Below are 16,485 nucleotides of genomic sequence, written 5' to 3'. Positions count from 1 at the left end.
AGGCATGTTATTGATGCTAGACAATTACGACTCGTTTACCTACAACCTGGTCCAGTACTTCGGCGAGCTGGGGCAGGAGGTCGAAGTCCGCCGCAACGACCAGGTCAGCGTGGCCGATATCGCGGCAATGAAGCCGGAGCGCATATGCGTGTCGCCCGGGCCCTGCTCGCCCGCCGAGGCGGGCATATCGGTCGAGCTGATCCGGCACTTCGCCGGCAAAGTGCCCATACTGGGCGTATGCCTGGGCCACCAGGCCATAGGCGCCGCCTACGGCGGCGACATCGTCCGCGCCCGGCAAATCATGCATGGCAAGGTGTCCGACGTGACCCACAGCGGCAGCGACGTCTTCAGCGGCCTGCCCTCGCCCTTCGTGGTCACGCGCTATCATTCGCTCGCCGTCAGGCGCGACACGCTGCCCGATTGCCTGGAAATCACCGCCGAGACCGCGGACGGCGAGATCATGGGATTGCGCCACAAAACCCTGCCCGTATACGGCGTGCAGTTCCATCCCGAATCGGTATTGAGCGAGCACGGCCACGCTTTATTGAAAAATTTCCTGAATATATAAAAAGCAGAGGAACAATAATGACCATCACACCGACCGAAGCGCTGTCGCGCTGCATCGAGCACCGCGAGATATTCCACGACGAGATGCTGCACCTGATGCGCATGCTGATGCGCGGCGAAGTGTCGCCGCAGATCGCCAGCGCGCTGATCATGGGCTTGCGGGTCAAAAAGGAAACCGTCGGCGAAATCACCGCGGCAGCCCAGGTCATGCGCGAATTCGCCCTGCCGGTGCACACATCCGGCAGCGATGATTTGCTCGATATGTGCGGCACCGGCGGCGATGGCTCCAACACCTTCAACATTTCAACCGCGTCCATGTTCGTGGCCGCCGCGGCGGGCGTGAAAATCGCCAAGCACGGCAATCGCAGCGCATCGTCTTCATCCGGCAGCGCCGACGTGCTCGAAGCGCTGGGGGCCAATGTCATGCTCAACCCTGAACAGGTCGCCGAAAGCATAGACCGCATCGGCATAGGCTTCATGTTCGCCCCTTCGCACCATGGGGCCATGAAAAACGTCGCCGCCGTGCGCAAGGAACTGGCCGTGCGGACCATATTCAATATTCTCGGCCCGCTCACCAACCCGGCCAATGCCGCCAACCAGCTGATGGGCGTATTCCACCCCGATCTGGTCGGCATACAGGTGCGGGTGCTGCAGCGCCTGGGCTCGAAGCATGTGCTGATCGTGCACGGCAAGGACGGCATGGACGAGGCATCGCTGGGCGCGGCCACCCTGGTGGGCGAATTGAAAGACGGCCAGGTGCGCGAATACGAAATCCACCCCGAGGACTATGGCATGGCCATGGTGTCCAACCGCTCCATCAAGGTCGGCAACCGCGAGGAATCGGCCAGGATGGTGCTGGCCGCGCTCGATGATGCCGACGGCCCCGCCCGCGATATCGTCGGCTTCAACGCGGGCCTGGCCATCTATGCGGGCAACAAGGCCGGCTCTATCGAAGATGGCCTGAAGCTGGCTTTCGAATCCCTGGCCAGCGGCGCCGCGCGGGCCAAGCTCGATGAATTCTGCGCCTACACCCGGACGCTTTCCGCATGAGCGGCGTCCCCCCGCAAGGGGTGTCGCGCCATACCGGCCTGCAGTAATATGGCAGCTTCGATGAATTCGCCCGGCGATCCCCGCCTCGTATGTTCATGTCCACCAACGACTCCGATCATCACTATCCCGCGATACAGAACGCCTTCCAGGGCGGCCTGGGCGCCCACCTGCAGGCCCTGCCGCAAGCCTGGCAAGACGCGCTGGCCGACGAGCCCACGCGGCGGGTCCTCCAGGAAATGGACGCTTTCCTCGACGAACGTCTGGCCCAGGGCCTGCGGATATTCCCCCTGCGTCCTTTTCGCGCCTTGCTGGAAGTCGCCCCCCAGGATGTGCAGGTCGTGATCCTGGGGCAGGATCCCTACCACGGTCCCAACCAGGCGCAGGGCCTGGCGTTCTCGGTGCCGGATCGCTGCCCCGCTCCGCCCAGCCTGCTCAATATGTTCGCCGAACTTTCCCGCGAGTACCCGGACACGTTCACCCGCCAGCGCAACAGCCTGATCCGCTGGGCGCGGCGGGGAGCGCTGCTGCTGAACACGTCGCTGACGGTCGAGGCCCACAAGCCGGCATCCCATGCCAAGCGCGGCTGGGAAGCCGTAACCGACGCCATTCTGGCGCGGGTGCTGCGCGAACCGCGCCCCAAGGCATTCCTGCTGTGGGGCTCGCATGCGCAATCGAAGCAGGCCCTGCTGGACAGCCATCCGCCCCAAGGGCCTTTGCTGGTGCTCAAAGCCAATCATCCCTCGCCGCTGTCGGCGCTGCGCCCGCCAAGGCCCTTCATAGGCTGCGGCCATTTCCTGAAGGCCAACGAATGGCTGCGGGAACACGGGGAAACAGGCATAGACTGGCTGGAAAACCGCGTGCCGCCCGAGCCGCCTCCCGTCAGCCAGGATTGCCCGCCCGCTCCCGCTCCCGCCCCGGCCCCGGCCCCGGCCCCGGCCGCTCCGGACCAGCCGGCCGCGCGGGCGGAACAGGCTGGCCCCTTGCCCGAGCCCAGGCAGGGTGCCCTTTGGTGAAATGGTGTCTAATCGCCCTATCAAGGTCAACAACCGCGAAAAGCCCCGGATGCCGCGACGCCCCGGCAATGCCAACAGCCTTCCTCATGAGATCTTGGGGCACGGCGCGGGCTGGCCGCCTGGCTTGACTAACTCTGCACCCTATACCCGGACACTTTCCGCATGAACGACATTCTGGCAAAAATACTGGATATCAAGAAAATCGAGATCGCCACGGCGCGGCAGATGCGCAGTGAATCCGATATGCTGCGCGAGGCCAAAAGCCGCAAGGACCTGCGCGGCTTCGCCCGCGCCATAGAAGAAAAAATCGCCCAGGGCAAGCCCGGCGTCATTGCCGAGATCAAGAAGGCATCCCCTTCCAAGGGCGTCATCCGCGAAAATTTCAACGCGGTTGAAATCGCCACTTCCTATGCCGCGCATGGCGCGGCCTGCCTTTCCGTCCTGACCGACGTGCAGTTTTTCCAGGGCTCGTACGACTATCTGCGCCAGGCGCGCGCCGCCTGCACCTTGCCGGTATTGCGCAAGGACTTCATGATCGACCCCTACCAGATCGTCCATGCCCGCGCCATCGGCGCCGATTGCATCCTGCTGATCGTGGCCGCTCTCGCGCCCCAGCAACTGCGCGAATTCGAAGGCATCGCCGCCGAACTGGGCATGGACGTCCTGGTCGAAGTGCACGACCGCGCCGAACTGGATATCGCGCTCGAGCTGAACACCTCGCTGGTGGGCATCAACAACCGCAATCTGCGCAGCTTCGAAACCTCTTTGCAGACCACCCTGGACCTGCTGGCCGCCGTTCCCGAGGGCAAGCGCGTCATCACCGAAAGCGGCATCCTGACCCAGGACGACGTCAAGCTGATGCGCGACAACAATGTCGATGCCTTCCTGGTGGGCGAAGCCTTTATGCGGGCGCCCGAGCCCGGCGCAGCGCTGCAAAAGCTGTTCTTTGGCGCCTGATGCGGGCCGCGGCGCCCGGCTTTCCCCGTAAACCCGCTGGAAAATCTTGCGACAAGGCCTATGTTCGACACTGCTGAATCCGACCCCCGGCTCACTAAAGAGCAAGCCAGGCCGCTGGAGGCCAAGCTGCGCGCGGCCCTGCTCAAAGCGCAATATGCGCGGCTGAAAAAGGCGCAGCGGTCCTTGCTGATCGTCGTCGCCGGCATTGACGGCGCCGGCAAGGGCGCCTCCGTCAGCCTGCTGAACGAATGGATGGACGCGCGCCATATCCGGACCATGGCCTTCGGCGCGCCCACGGCCGAGGAAAAGGATCACCCTTTCCTCTGGCGCTACTGGCGGCAACTGCCGGCCGGCGGCAAGATAGGCATAGTCTTCGGCTCCTGGTACCAGCCCCTGTTCCAGGAAGCCGCCAGGAAAAGGCCCGACCAGGCGGCCATCCAGGCCCACGCCCAGGATATCCGCCACTTCGAAAACCTGCTGTCGAACGACGGCGTCCAGATCATCAAGCTCTGGTATCACCTGTCGCAGGATGCCCAGCGGGCGCGCATAGACCAGTTGCTGTCCGACCCCAGGACCGCATGGCAGGTGCGCCCCGAGGAAATCAAGGCAAGGAAAAAATTCTCCCGCTTGCGCGACGCCGGGGCGCTGGGCATTTCCCTGACTCATAGCGATCATGCGCCATGGCAGGTCATACCCAGCGCCGACGAGCAGATGCGCTCCATCGCCACCGGCCAGGCGGTGCTTGCCGCCTTGCGGCGCGCGGCGCACAAGCCTGTCGCCGATTTGCCCGACAGCGGCGCCATGGAGGCCAGCGGCCAGGCATTGAGAGCCGCCGAAATAAAAGCCGCCTTGCGCGGCGCGGCGCAGCGCAAGGCGGTCAGGCTGGAAGACCTGGACTATCGCGCCACCCTGAGCGACAAGGAATACGAAGAGCAGCTCGCCATGTGGCAAGGCCGCCTGGCCGAACTGGCCCGTAGCAAGAAGTTCAGCAGGCTGCCGCTGATCCTGGTTTTCGAAGGCAATGACGCCGCCGGAAAAGGCGGGGCGATACGGCGCATCACCCATGCGCTGGACGCCAGGCAATTCCACGCCATCCCGATTTCCGCTCCCAGTCCTGAAGAATCGGCGCACCCTTATTTATGGCGCTTCTGGCGCGACCTGCCGCGCCCGGGAAACGTGGCCATCTATGATCGCTCCTGGTACGGGCGGGTCCTGGTCGAGCGCGTGGAAAACTATGCCAAGGCGGCGGAATGGCAGCGCGCCTATGCCGAGATCAACCAGTTCGAAGCCCAGTTGCGCGGCAGCGGCGCCCTGGTCGTCAAGTTCTGGCTGGCCATCACCAAGGAAGAGCAGCTCAAGCGCTTCCGCGAACGCGAAGCGTCGCCGTTCAAATCGTTCAAAATCACCGCCGACGACTGGCGCAACCGCAAGAAATGGGACGCCTACCAACTGGCGGCCAACGACATGTTCGCCCGCAGCGACACGGCCGATTGCCCGTGGCTCGTGCTGCCGGCCAACGACAAGCAGCACGCCCGCGTCGCCGTACTGGAACACATCGTGCAGGCGGTGGAAAAAGCGCTATGACATCATCCGGCAATTGCCCCTTGTGCGCCAACCCGGGCGGCGACGTGCTTTGGCGCAACAGCCGGCTGCGGGTCGTCAAGGTGGACGACGCCTCGCATCCCGGCTTCACCCGCGTCATCTGGCAGGACCACGTCGGCGAAATGAGCGAGCTGCGGGCCGCTGAACGCGATGAAATCATGTCCGTCGTCTGGCAGGTCGAGCAGGCGCAGCGCCAGGTCCTGCGGCCCGGCAAAATCAATCTCGCGCAACTGGGCAATATGGTGCCCCACCTGCACTGGCATGTCATCCCGCGCTGGGCCGACGACAGCCATTTCCCGCAAGCCATCTGGGCGCCCGCGCCCCCGCGTCCGCCCGCGGCCGAGCAGGCCTGGCAGGCGCACAAGGCGCGGATCCTGGCGCTGCTGCCGGACTTCCACACTGAACTGGCCGCGGCGCTATCGCGGCGCTGACCCTGGACCACCAACATGCCAACCAAGCCCATCGCGCAAGACAGCCTGTTTTCCGCGGCCGACAACACCCTGCTCGAACCGCCCCAGGCGCAACTGGCGCGCCTGTCGCCCGCCTGGCGGCAAACGCTGCAGGAAACCGGCACGCAGGAGACCTTGAAAAGCCTGTCGGCCTTCCTGGCCGGCAGGCTGGCAAGCGGTGCCGTCATCTACCCGCGCCTGGTCTTTCGCGCGCTGGAGTACGTGGAACCCGATAGCGTGCGCGTCGTCATCCTGGGCCAGGATCCCTACCACGGCCCCAACCAGGCGCAGGGTCTGGCTTTTTCCGTGCCCGACGCCTGCCCCTGCCCGCCCAGCCTGCGCAATATCTTCAAAGAACTGGCGCTGGAATATCCCGGCGCGCCGCGCCGCAAAGCCCACTACCTGGGCGACTGGGCCAGGCAGGGCGTGCTGCTCTTGAACACCTCGCTGACTGTCGAGGCCGGCAGCCCCGGATCGCATGCCAAGAGGGGCTGGGAAGAAATCACCGACGCCATCATCCGGCGCGTGGCGCAATCGCCGCAGGCCAAAGTCTTCATGCTGTGGGGCGCGCATGCGCAGAGCAAGCAAGCCTTGCTGGCTGATACCCGCGGCGGCCCCCTGAAGGTATTGACCGCGAATCACCCATCGCCGCTGTCGGCGCAGCGGCCGCCCAAGCCTTTCATAGGCTGCGGGCACTTCGCCCAGGCCAACGCCTGGCTGGAGCAGCAGCGGGAGGCAGCCATAGACTGGATAGGCGGCGCAAGCGCGCCATGAAAGCGTCATGGCGCGTGAACGGCATAAATATTCGGCGCCCGTTGCAATGCAACAACGATAGGGGTTTCCCCGGATGCGGAAATAAGGTTATACTCCTGGCACTGCATTAATCAATGCGTCGACATTTTCATACAGCGCATGCTGTATACAGCAGTTGACTGACTTCTCAGCACCCATGTCGAACGCCATCGCTCCCTGACCCCCGAGCCTTACGCTGCGTCTTCCAAGACACTACGCTGCACTTTAGGTTGATTCGGTCGGCACGATGCTCCAATCAACCAGCGCCTCGGGCTCACATATCTGCCCTCGCTAGTGTATGCCGTTAGCACGGCAAAGGATCACGCATGTCTTTTGATACTTTAGGTCTCACCCCCTCCCTGTTGTCCGCCGTCCTGAAAGCCGGCTTTACCGAGCCGACTCCCGTCCAGGCAGCCGCCATTCCCAAGGCGCTGGCGGGTAGCGACCTGATGGTTTCCGCACAAACCGGCAGCGGCAAGACCGCCGCCTTCATGCTTCCCGCCCTGAACCGCATTTCAAGCATGCCGGCCAACAAGGGTACGGGCGTGCAAGTGCTGGTATTGACCCCCACCCGCGAACTCGCGATGCAAGTTGCCGAAGCCACCAAGCTCTATGGCGCGCATCTCAAGGACTTGCGCATTGCCGTCGTGGTTGGCGGCATGCCTTACGGCGCCCAGCTCAAGGCCCTGTCACGCCGCGTAGACGTGCTGGTCGCCACGCCCGGCCGCCTGATTGACCACCTGCAAGCCAAGCGCGTCAACCTGTCGACGGTTCACACCCTCGTCCTGGACGAAGCCGACCGCATGCTGGACATGGGCTTCATCGAAGACATCGAAACGATAGTCGGCAGCACGCCCAAAGAACGCCAGACACTGCTGTTCTCGGCCACCCTGGACGGCACCATCGCCCGCCTCGCCTCCAAGATGATGCGCAATCCCGAGCAGATCCAGCTGTCCAGCCAGAAAGAAAAGCACTCCAACATTACGCAGAGCCTGCTGTACGCCGATGACAACGGCCACAAAATGCGCTTGCTCGACCACGTGTTGCGCGATGCCAATCTGGACCAGGCCATTGTATTCACCTCGACCAAGCGCGGCGCCGACGATCTGGCCGACCGCCTGAACGATCAAGGCTTCGCAGCCGCCGCCTTGCATGGCGACATGAATCAGCGCCAGCGCACCCGCACGCTGGGCATGCTGCAGAAAGGCCAGTTGCGCATCCTGGTGGCCACCGACGTGGCCTCCCGCGGCATCGACGTGCAGGGCATCAGCCACGCCGTCAACTACGACCTGCCCATGCAGGCCGAAGACTACGTTCACCGTATCGGCCGCACCGGCCGCGCCGGACGCAACGGCCAGGCCTTCACGCTGGCTACGCATTCGGAACGCCATAAAGTGCGCCGCATCGAACATTTCATCGGCCAGCCTATTCCGTCGCAGGAAATCGAAGGCCTGGAGCCCAAGAAAACGGCGCGTCCCACTTATACGGACCGCAAGGGCAGCGGCAAGAGTTTTGCGCCTCGCGCCGGCTTCGGCGGCGGCAAGCCCAGCTATGCACGCAAGCCAGGCGCCGATCGCGGCGGTTTCGGCGACAAGCCCGCCTACGAAGGCAAGCCGCGCTTCGGCGACAAGCCTGCCTTCGGCGACAAGCCGCGCTTTGGCGACAAGCCTGCCTACGAAGGCCGTCCTGCGCGCAGCAGCGATCGCCCAGCCTACGAAGGCCGCCCGTCATATGACCGCGCCGCCGACAGCCGCAAGAGCTTTGGCGGTGAAGAGCGCAGCGGCGGCTATAAAGGCCGCAGCGAGCACGCAGGCGCCGATACCCGTCCAGTGCGCAGCGAACGCCCCCAGTCCGACCGGCCCGCGTTCAGCGACCGTCCGGCATTCGGCGACCGCCCGGTCCGCGCCGCCCGCCCCGACTTCGCCCACAAGGGTCCGGGCGCCAAGCCCGGCGCGCGCCCCGGCTTTGCCGGCAAGCCGACTTCGACCCGCGGCAAAAGCGCGGCACGCCGCGACTTCGCATCGTAAGCAGCCCACGCAGCATGTGGCCGGGCCGGCTTTGCCGGCCTGACCAGCGAACCCCGCCTTGCGCGGGATTTTTTTTGCACTTCCCGACCAAGGTGGACATGATGCTCACTGCGCATAAGACCGCAGCGATATTCCTGCGTTATGTTCTTACCGAGGATGCCTCGGGGCGCCAGGTGGCTGAAGCAATGGCGAACCGCCGCAAGGCAATCTCTGGAACAGAGCGCAGCCAAGAGACCACGGCATGAACAAGCGCGCTGCCGTCTGCGCAATTAACCTACTTGCCTAATTTAACCTATTGGGTTAGCATTTACATGGAAAAAAGCACGCCCCCATTGCAGACTATGGGTGCTCAAAGCGCTGATCGAGGCTGGCCAAGTCAGAGCCACTTTCTCGGCGCTGTCCGGCGGTGCTGCCCTGGGGCTGGATTTCAGCGGAATGATTGAAGTCATCATGGCGCTGACGCCTCGAGACTTCTACAAAAGCATGGCCACGCACGCCGACCACCGTATTTGGCAAGACGTATACCGAACCAGGACGGTCGCGGGCACGATCTACCTGAAACTGACGGTCATCGATGACGTACTCATCGTGTCCTTCAAGGAGCTGTGAACATGAAATGCCCCATTTGCGCCGCAGCCGAGCTGGTGCATGACACACGCGACCTGCCATATATCTACAAGGGCCAGACAAGCACCATACAGGCTGTGGCCGGCAACTACTGCCCGGCCTGCGGTGAAAGCGTCCTGGATGCCGCTGAGTCCGCACGCGCCACTGCCGCGATGCTGGAATTCAATAAACAGGTGAATGCCTCTATCATCGATCCCGGCTTCATCGCCGCCGTACGCAAGAAGCTGGCGCTGGATCAGCGCGAGGCAGCGGAGATTTTCGGTGGCGGAGTCAATGCATTCTCGCGCTACGAGAACGGCAAGACCAAGCCACCATTGGCGCTGATCAAGCTGCTCAAGGTGCTGGATCGTCATCCGGAATTGCTGATCGAAGTCAGGGCAGCCTAAAGGTCCTTTCTGCAAAGATCTTCAGGCCTTGCACCCGGCGCACTGCCTTGCGCCATACAGCATTTTTCCGCTTGGCCAGAATGGCTACAATGAGGCCTTGCCCTTATCCCGCGCGCCCGCCAGGCGATGCCTGACACCATGAAACAGCTTCTGCGCAAGCCACTTGCGTTCGCCTTGCTACTCTCGCTGCCTCTATGGGTAGTCTTCAACAACTATCTTGTCGCAATCATGGTTGCGCTGCTGGTCGCCTTCCTGCTGTCCATGTGCTACGCCCTTTATATACTGAAAAAACGCAAGCCGGACTGAGGCCTGCCCGCCGCGGGGCGCCCCGCCTTGAAACCGCTGATCCAGGCCATCGGCACCCGCTTTCGTAATATACAATCAAATATAACGTGTTCTCCCGGATCATGGTCCATGACGATAGCCAAGATAGATTTTGCCGAGCTTTACCGCCAGCATATGCGCCGCGGCAATCGGGCGCCCAAGCCCGCCAGCGCCTGGGATGCGCGCGCCAAGGACATGAGCCGCAAGGTCCTGCACAGCAACTATGTGGATGACTTCATCAAGCGCATGGATCTGCGCGGGGCCAGCACGCTGCTGGACGTCGGCTGCGGGCCCGGCACGGTCTGCCTGCCCCTTGCCGCCGGAATGCAGCGCGTCTATGGGCTGGACTACAGCAAGAAGATGCTGGACTGCCTGATGGCGAACGCCAAGGCCCGCCATCTGGATAATGTGGTGCCGCTGCGCTGCGCCTGGGAGGACGATTGGTCGCAGGTCCCCGTGTGCGACATTGCCATTGCCTCGCGCTCCACGGCGGTGGACGATATCGAGCAAGCCATAATCAAGCTCAATTCGCATGCCCGCAAGCGCGTCTACATGACCCATCTGGTAGGCGGATACTTCGTGGACAAGCAGATCGCAACCTTGCTGGGCAGGCACCACCAGACTGTTCCCGATTACATCTATGTCGTCAACATCCTGCACGCGCTGGGCATCCATCCGCGACTGGACTACATCGAAACCCCCAGCCGCCTGGCCGGCGCCAAGGATTTCGCCACCTTCGCCGAAAAAGTGGCCTGGTCCTTCGGCACCCTGAAAACATCCGAACTCGACGCCCTGCGCACATGGTACGAGGACGACCCGCAGCGCGCATGCGAAGGCGGCGGCCCCATGCGCTGGGCCTTCATGTCATGGGAACCAAGGCCATGAAGCGGGCGGCGCCGTGCCCGCCCACGAGGACGGATTCATAGGCCCGCCCGCGGCAGGAGCCGCCGCGGCTCCGGACGCGTTATGCTATCGGCTGGCACTGATCAGCGATCAGGCCGATGGCACTATGAACGATATCCTTTCCATCCGGAGGTGGAATATGAAAACCAGCGCGCGCAATCAATTCTTTGGCAAAATAAGCGCCATGAAAAAAGGGGCGGTCAACGACGAAATCCAGCTGGAAACCGCCGAGGGCCATCGCCTGACCGCCATCATTACCCGCGAGAGCTCCGAAGACCTCGGCCTGCAGGTGGGCGGCTCGGCCTTCGCCCTGATCAAGGCGTCCTGGATCATTATCGTATCCGAGGATGATAACGTGCGCTTCTCGGCGCGCAACCGGATGAGGGGGCAAATTTCCCGCCTGCAGCCGGGCGCGGTCAACACAGAGGTCGTGGTGGACCTCGAAGGCGGCGGCAGCATCGCGGCCATCGTCACGAATGAAAGCGCCAGGACGCTGGAACTGGCCGAAGGCGGCCGCGTCGGCGCAATCTTCAAGGCATCCAGCGTGATTATCGGCGCGCCCGCCTGAGGCCCGCGGCGCAACATGTCTTCCCCGATTCAAACTCTTGCCCCTTCCGGCCTGCCCGGCCTGGACCGCGATTCCGCCGCCCACAAGCAGGCGATGGAATCTTTCCTGGTCCGGCAGATCGTCGGCATGGAGCAGGGCTTCATGCCTTTCGAGCAATGGATGAACCTGACGCTTTATGCGCCAGGCCTGGGCTATTACGCCGCGGGCAACACCAAATTCGGCGCGGCCCTGCCTACCGGCGACTTCACCACGGCGCCCGAAATGACGCCGCTGTTCGGCCAGACCCTGGCGCGGCAGGTCGCGCAGGTGCTCGAGGCCAGCAATGACACCCATGTGCTGGAGTTCGGCGCCGGATCGGGCGCGCTGGCGGAGGCCATGATTCCAGCCCTGCGCGGGCTGGGCATCGAGCCCGTCTACCAAATACTCGAAGTATCGGCCGATTTGCGGGCGCGGCAGCGGCAGCGGCTTGCCGGCTTCGGCGCAAGCGTAAGCTGGCTCGACGCCCTGCCGGAAGCCTTTTGCGGCTGTGTACTGGCCAACGAAGTCCTGGACGCCATGCCGGCCACCCTGTTTCGCTGGAGCGATGACGGCCGGGTCATGGAGATCGGCGTTCGCGCCGGGCCAGGCCTGCCTGCAAGAGGCCTCGCCGGATACGGCGCGGGCTCCGGGAGCGAGGGATCCCCCTTTGAACTGGCGCAGCGCCTGGCCAGCCAGCCGCTGCAGGACGCCATCGCCGGCCGCATGCCGCCGCTGCCCGGCTATCAGTCGGAAATCAACCGCCAGGCCGAAACCTGGGTGGCGCAGATGGGCTCCTGGCTGAAGCGGGGGGCGGCCTTGCTGATCGATTACGGCTTTCCGCAACGCGAGTATTATCACCCTCAACGCAACGAGGGCACGCTGATGTGCCATTTTCGCCACCACGCCCATAGCCAGCCCCTGGTTTACGCGGGCCTGCAGGACATCACCACCCATGTCGACTTCACCGCGATGGCCGATGCCGCCCTGGAAGGCGGCCTGGATGTGCTGGGCTATACCTCGCAGGCGCGCTTCCTGATGAACGCCGGCATGCCCGAGCTGCTGGCGCAAGCCGATACGGCGGCCCAGGCGCGGACCTTGTCCGCGGCGCAGAAATTGCTGTCCGAAGCCGAGATGGGCGAATTGTTCAAGGTGCTGGCCATAGGCCGCGGCATCGACGGGCCGCTGGTCGGCTTTGTCCGCGGCGACAGGCGCGACCGCCTGTAGGACCGGTGTCCCGCAGGCTTACGGCGCGGCCCCGGATAAGGATTCCAGCGCGCGCAAACGGGCGCCGTGCAATGCTTCCTTGATGCGCAGCGGCTCGCCCTGCATGCGCCTGGCAATGGCGCCGGCGTCTATGGACCGGATGGCGGCTACCCGCGCGCGCCATGCCCCCTGGTCAGCCTCGCGCGCGCAGGCGGCGGCCGCGATCAGGTCGAGAAAGCGCTCGGGCTTGCGCAAGGCGTCGCAGCGCTCCATCAGGTCCAGGCAGGCTTGCGCGCAGTGCCGGGCATCCCGCGCCGCGCCGCGGCGCTGCGCTTCGATACCGGCCAGCACCATGGGCAAAAGCCGGGCGTAGTCCTGGCAGTCGCCGGGAGCGCGCACGTGCCTGCCTATGCTCTCTGGCGCGTCCGACAAGCGGCACAGCAATGCAAAGCGCGCGGGCAGGCCCAGCCCGGCCCGCGCCGCAATCGCCAGTTCGTCGGCTATCGGCGCCTCGAACCGCAGGCCCGGCAGGACGCGCGGCAGCGCGCCGGTGGCCGCCAGCACATCGAACATGCGGCCGGGCCTGTCGGCCATCAGGCCTTTGGCCATTTCGCGCCAGACACGCTCGGGAACCAGCGCATCGACCTCGCCCTGGTCCACCAGCCGGCACGCCAGTTCCAGCGTTTCGGGCGCAATGGAAAAATCGTGGAAGCGCGCGGCGAAGCGGGCCAGGCGCAGCAAGCGCACCGGGTCCTCGGCAAAGGCCTGCCCGACATGCCTGAGCACCTTGTGCCTGATATCGGCCTGGCCATCCAGCGGGTCGACCAGGCGCCCGTCGGGCGCCTGGGCAATCGCGTTGATCGTCAGGTCCCGCCGCTGCAGGTCGGCTTCCAGGCTGACATCAGGGCCGGTATAGAAGGTGAAGCCCTTGTAGCCCCGCCCCGATTTGCGCTCGGTGCGCGCCAGCGCGTATTCCTCCTTGTTGCCGGGATGCAGGAAGACTGGAAAATCGCCGCCCACCGGAATGAAGCCGCGCCTGGCCATTTGCTCGGGAGTCGCGCCCACGACCACCCAGTCGCGGTCCCCGGCGGGCAGGCCAAGCAGCGCGTCCCGGACCGCTCCGCCCACGATATATACATCCAGCCCCTGGATGGCGGGGTCGCTCATGGCAGATCGATACGCTTCTGCGGCAGGGGCGACACCGTGCCCAGGCGCTCTTTCAGCGAATGCGGCTTGCCTGTGAACAGCATGGCGTAATACGTGGCGTTGGACATGACGTTCTTGACGTACAAGCGCGTTTCGGTAAACGGTATGGTCTCGGCGAAGATCGCGCCTTCCACCGGCGCGGCAAGCTTGGAGCGCCACTGCACCGGGCGCCCGGGGCCCGCGTTATAACCCGCCGTGGCCAGTACCTGGGAACCGTTGAGGTTGCTGAGCACCATGCTGAGATAATTGGTGCCCAGCACGGTGTTGGTGTCGAAGTCGTTGACCGAGGACGGTGAGAAGTCCTTCATGCCTATCTTCTTGGCGACCCAGCGCGCGGTGGCCGGCATCAACTGCATCAGGCCCGATGCGCCGACGCGCGAGCGCGCATCGGTAATGAAGCGCGACTCCTGGCGGATCAGGCCGTACACCCACGCGGGATCCAGGTTGATCAGGCGCGCTTTCTCGGCGACCCGGCCTTCGAACGGCGCGATGAAGCGCTGCGTGAAGTCGATTTCCTTCTCGGTGCGCAGCGACGTGTTGACCACGCGGTCGTAGATGTGTTCCTGGCGCGCAAGCTCGGCGGCGGCAAGCAGCTGGCGGTCGCTCATATCCTTGATGGCGAAATTCCATTCGGGCACGGCCTCGGGGCGCCAGCCCAGGTCGAACAATTGAATGGCGCGCTGCAGGCCAGGATTGGACTTGGCCGCCTGCAATTCAGCGGCGCTGACCACCGCGGGCGCTGGCGGCAAGACCGGGGTTTTGCCGAGCTCCTCGCTGGCCAGCTGGCCATAAAAGCTGAGTTCGCCGGCGATCGATTCATAGTGCTGGGCGGCCGCCTTTTGATTGCCTTGCGCCGCCAGGGCGCGGGCGTACCAATAGACCCACACCGGCTCCGCGGCCTGGCCGGCCGACATCCTGCGTATCGACTTGGCCACCCAGTCCCAGTCTATGCGCGGCTGGCGCAGTTCCGCGCGGACCTGCCAGGCGTGGTTGTAATCGGTCAGCCGGGCATTGCCGGAGCGACGGTACCAGGCCGCGGCGTCCTGCTCGACATTCAGGGCGGCAACCAGGCCGAACTGGCTCCATACCCATTCGATATTCGGCTTCGGGATGGACTTGGACCACGCGCTTTCCACATAGGCCGCGTTCTCGCTGCGCTCTTTGCCGTAGGCCAGCCGCGACAGGGCAATGGTGACCAGCTCGATATCGGCGCGCGACCGGGGAGGCTTGCGGCCGGCCAGCCACTTCTTGGGGTTCTTCATCAGGGCGGCGTAGGCCACCATGTCTGTCGTGTCGAACATGACGGCGGCCAGGCGCTGGGCGTCGCCCGTCTTGTTGGTCTCCAGCGTGGCGCGCAGCAGCGGCTCCAGTTCTTTCCAGCCCACCACCTTGCTGCTTTCCATCTGGTCCAGCATGCTCCAGCAGGCGCGGTTGGGCTGGAACGCCGCCATGACCTGGACCGATTTCACGCGCTCCCCGGCCATGTGCTGGGACAGCAGGCGCGAACACTCCACATGGGCATTGCTGTTGACCACAGGCCCCAATCGATTGACCAGCGCATAGTTGCCGGAGCGCGCCGCGGCCACGATCCAGTCGGCCTTGAGCTTGTCGGCCAGATAGGCGTCCTGATTGACCGCCATGAACCGCTGCAGCCGGGCGTCCGGCACCGGCTGGCTGCTGTCTTGCAGCTGCTGGCGCAACAGCCAGTACTCGGCGTATGCGCCCAGCACCGGGTCGGCCTGGGCGAGCGGCGCCAGGCCTTCCAGGCGGGACCATTGTTTCTTTTGCATGGCCTCGCGCGCATCGAGCACGGCCTGGCGCGCCACGGGTGGCGTAATCAAGGTGACGGTGGCTGGGGCCGCGCCACCCTCGGCAGCCGGCAGGCCGGCCTGTTGCGGCGGGCCAGGGGCAAGCAGAGACTGCCGCAGCTCGGCATTGGCCAGGCCTGGCGCGGCCGTTGCGCTTGAGGCGTCGGCCGCCGTGGCCGAATGGACCGGCCGCTCGGCGCCGGCACAGCCCACCAGGCCGACCGAAAGCGCCAGCCAAAGGGCGGCCCGCGAACAATGGGCGGGAGCCATAGCAGAAAAGTTCCTGGTTTTCTGATACCGTTGCCTATTGTCTACCATCTTGTCTTGACCCCACATAACACCGCCATGAATAACAGCACAGAGAATAACGCAGTCCCGCTACGCGTGCGACTAAAACAGCTGCGGGCAGCCCAGAGCCCCATAGACCGCAACCGCGGCGGGCTGCTGATACGGGGCCGGTTGTTTACCTGGCTGGCGACCAACCGCAGCAAATTGCTGGAAGCCGGCAAGCCCCTGCCGCGCCACATCGCGGCATTCTGGTCGACAGAGGATGAACCCCAGTTGCAGCCGCTGCTGCGGCAATGGGTGGAAGAAGAAGGATACCGCGTATCGCTGCCCGTCGTGGCAAGCCCGAACGCCCCTCTCGAATTCAGGCTGTGGCAACCGGACGCCCCCATGCAGGAAGGCGCCTACGGCATACGCGAACCGATAGGCGAACCCGCGCCGCTGCCCGACATCATCCTGGTGCCCACGCTGGGCTACACCCGCCAGGGCGACCGCGTCGGCTACGGCAAAGGATACTATGACCGCACCCTGGCGGCCATGAAGGAACAGAACCATTCCTATATCAGCATAGGCATAGCCTGGGCCACCGGGGACTTGTCCGGCGAACCGCATACGCCCGCCCCCCACGACGTAAAGCTCGACGGCATCCTGACCGACAAGGGCTGGGCTGTGCCCGCGCCGGTGTTGGCGTAATGGCGGC

Annotated in this window: 18 protein-coding genes; 16 read left to right on the top strand and 2 right to left on the bottom strand. The window is 64.5% G+C overall.

Annotated features, from left to right (window positions below; all coding sequences use genetic code 11):
- The first annotated feature begins 4 nt into the window (after positions 1-4).
- The 15 genes from BUB23_RS07435 (at position 5) to BUB23_RS07375 (ending at position 12,507) form a co-directional block, all read left to right on the top strand.
- Positions 5-568 (top strand): anthranilate synthase component II, encoded by a 564-nt coding sequence (locus BUB23_RS07435; protein ID WP_073102460.1) that lies wholly within the window; start codon positions 5-7, stop codon positions 566-568.
- A 17-nt stretch (positions 569-585) separates the two neighbouring features.
- Positions 586-1,617 carry an anthranilate phosphoribosyltransferase gene (gene trpD / locus BUB23_RS07430; protein WP_073102459.1) on the top strand — a complete coding sequence of 344 codons (1,032 nt, stop codon included), beginning with the start codon at positions 586-588 and terminating at the stop codon, positions 1,615-1,617.
- A gap of 95 nt (positions 1,618-1,712) precedes the next feature.
- Positions 1,713-2,630 (top strand): uracil-DNA glycosylase, encoded by a 918-nt coding sequence (locus BUB23_RS07425; protein WP_084135899.1) that lies wholly within the window; start codon positions 1,713-1,715, stop codon positions 2,628-2,630.
- A gap of 162 nt (positions 2,631-2,792) precedes the next feature.
- Positions 2,793-3,587 carry an indole-3-glycerol phosphate synthase TrpC gene (trpC, locus tag BUB23_RS07420; protein WP_073102458.1) on the top strand — a complete coding sequence of 265 codons (795 nt, stop codon included), beginning with the start codon at positions 2,793-2,795 and terminating at the stop codon, positions 3,585-3,587.
- A 60-nt stretch (positions 3,588-3,647) separates the two neighbouring features.
- Complete coding sequence (gene pap / locus BUB23_RS07415) at positions 3,648-5,171, top strand: polyphosphate:AMP phosphotransferase (protein ID WP_073102457.1); 1,524 nt, start codon at positions 3,648-3,650, stop codon at positions 5,169-5,171.
- Entirely contained in the window at positions 5,168-5,620 is a 453-nt protein-coding gene (locus BUB23_RS07410) for an HIT family protein (protein WP_073102456.1), read from the top strand. Before pap ends, BUB23_RS07410 begins: the two co-directional genes overlap by 4 nt.
- A gap of 15 nt (positions 5,621-5,635) precedes the next feature.
- Positions 5,636-6,412: a uracil-DNA glycosylase gene (locus BUB23_RS07405; RefSeq protein ID WP_073102455.1), complete on the top strand. Its 777-nt coding sequence runs from the start codon at positions 5,636-5,638 to the stop codon at positions 6,410-6,412.
- A 344-nt stretch (positions 6,413-6,756) separates the two neighbouring features.
- Positions 6,757-8,457 (top strand): DEAD/DEAH box helicase, encoded by a 1,701-nt coding sequence (locus BUB23_RS07400; protein ID WP_073102454.1) that lies wholly within the window; start codon positions 6,757-6,759, stop codon positions 8,455-8,457.
- A gap of 74 nt (positions 8,458-8,531) precedes the next feature.
- The gene (locus tag BUB23_RS26995) at positions 8,532-8,702 is read left to right on the top strand and encodes a hypothetical protein (protein WP_178372285.1); all 171 of its coding nucleotides are present in this window, start codon (positions 8,532-8,534) and stop codon (positions 8,700-8,702) included.
- 49 nt (positions 8,703-8,751) lie between these two features.
- Positions 8,752-9,066: a type II toxin-antitoxin system MqsR family toxin gene (locus tag BUB23_RS07395; RefSeq protein ID WP_073102453.1), complete on the top strand. Its 315-nt coding sequence runs from the start codon at positions 8,752-8,754 to the stop codon at positions 9,064-9,066.
- Positions 9,067-9,068: 2 nt separating this feature from the next.
- Complete coding sequence (locus BUB23_RS07390) at positions 9,069-9,470, top strand: type II toxin-antitoxin system MqsA family antitoxin (RefSeq protein WP_073102452.1); 402 nt, start codon at positions 9,069-9,071, stop codon at positions 9,468-9,470.
- Positions 9,471-9,608: 138 nt separating this feature from the next.
- Complete coding sequence (locus BUB23_RS26990; RefSeq protein ID WP_178372284.1) at positions 9,609-9,776, top strand: hypothetical protein; 168 nt, start codon at positions 9,609-9,611, stop codon at positions 9,774-9,776.
- Between the two features lie 108 nt (positions 9,777-9,884).
- The gene (locus BUB23_RS07385; protein ID WP_073102451.1) at positions 9,885-10,679 is read left to right on the top strand and encodes a class I SAM-dependent methyltransferase; all 795 of its coding nucleotides are present in this window, start codon (positions 9,885-9,887) and stop codon (positions 10,677-10,679) included.
- Between the two features lie 157 nt (positions 10,680-10,836).
- Positions 10,837-11,265, top strand: coding sequence for a TOBE domain-containing protein (locus tag BUB23_RS07380; protein ID WP_245801193.1), 429 nt, complete (start codon positions 10,837-10,839; stop codon positions 11,263-11,265).
- 15 nt (positions 11,266-11,280) lie between these two features.
- Positions 11,281-12,507 (top strand): class I SAM-dependent methyltransferase, encoded by a 1,227-nt coding sequence (locus BUB23_RS07375; protein WP_084135864.1) that lies wholly within the window; start codon positions 11,281-11,283, stop codon positions 12,505-12,507.
- A gap of 18 nt (positions 12,508-12,525) precedes the next feature.
- Here the strand turns inward: BUB23_RS07375 and BUB23_RS07370 are convergent, their stop codons facing one another.
- Both BUB23_RS07370 and BUB23_RS07365 read right to left on the bottom strand, forming a co-directional pair.
- A complete protein-coding gene (locus tag BUB23_RS07370; protein ID WP_073102449.1) occupies positions 12,526-13,653 on the bottom strand; it encodes a tRNA nucleotidyltransferase/poly(A) polymerase-related protein in 1,128 nt (375 codons plus the stop codon).
- The gene (locus BUB23_RS07365; RefSeq protein WP_245801192.1) at positions 13,650-15,770 is read right to left on the bottom strand and encodes a lytic transglycosylase domain-containing protein; all 2,121 of its coding nucleotides are present in this window, start codon (positions 15,768-15,770) and stop codon (positions 13,650-13,652) included. Before BUB23_RS07365 ends, BUB23_RS07370 begins: the two co-directional genes overlap by 4 nt.
- Positions 15,771-15,845: 75 nt before the next feature.
- Between BUB23_RS07365 and BUB23_RS07360 the strand changes: the two genes are divergently transcribed.
- A complete protein-coding gene (locus BUB23_RS07360) occupies positions 15,846-16,478 on the top strand; it encodes a 5-formyltetrahydrofolate cyclo-ligase (RefSeq protein WP_073102448.1) in 633 nt (210 codons plus the stop codon).
- Positions 16,479-16,485 lie beyond the last annotated feature (7 nt).

Origin of the sequence: Pollutimonas bauzanensis, assembly GCF_900129885.1 — a bacterium.
Classification (GTDB): Bacteria; Pseudomonadota; Gammaproteobacteria; order Burkholderiales; family Burkholderiaceae_B; genus Pollutimonas; species Pollutimonas bauzanensis.
The sequence above is the reverse complement of the archived record's forward strand: the minus strand, read 5'-3'. Positions and strand labels throughout refer to the sequence as shown.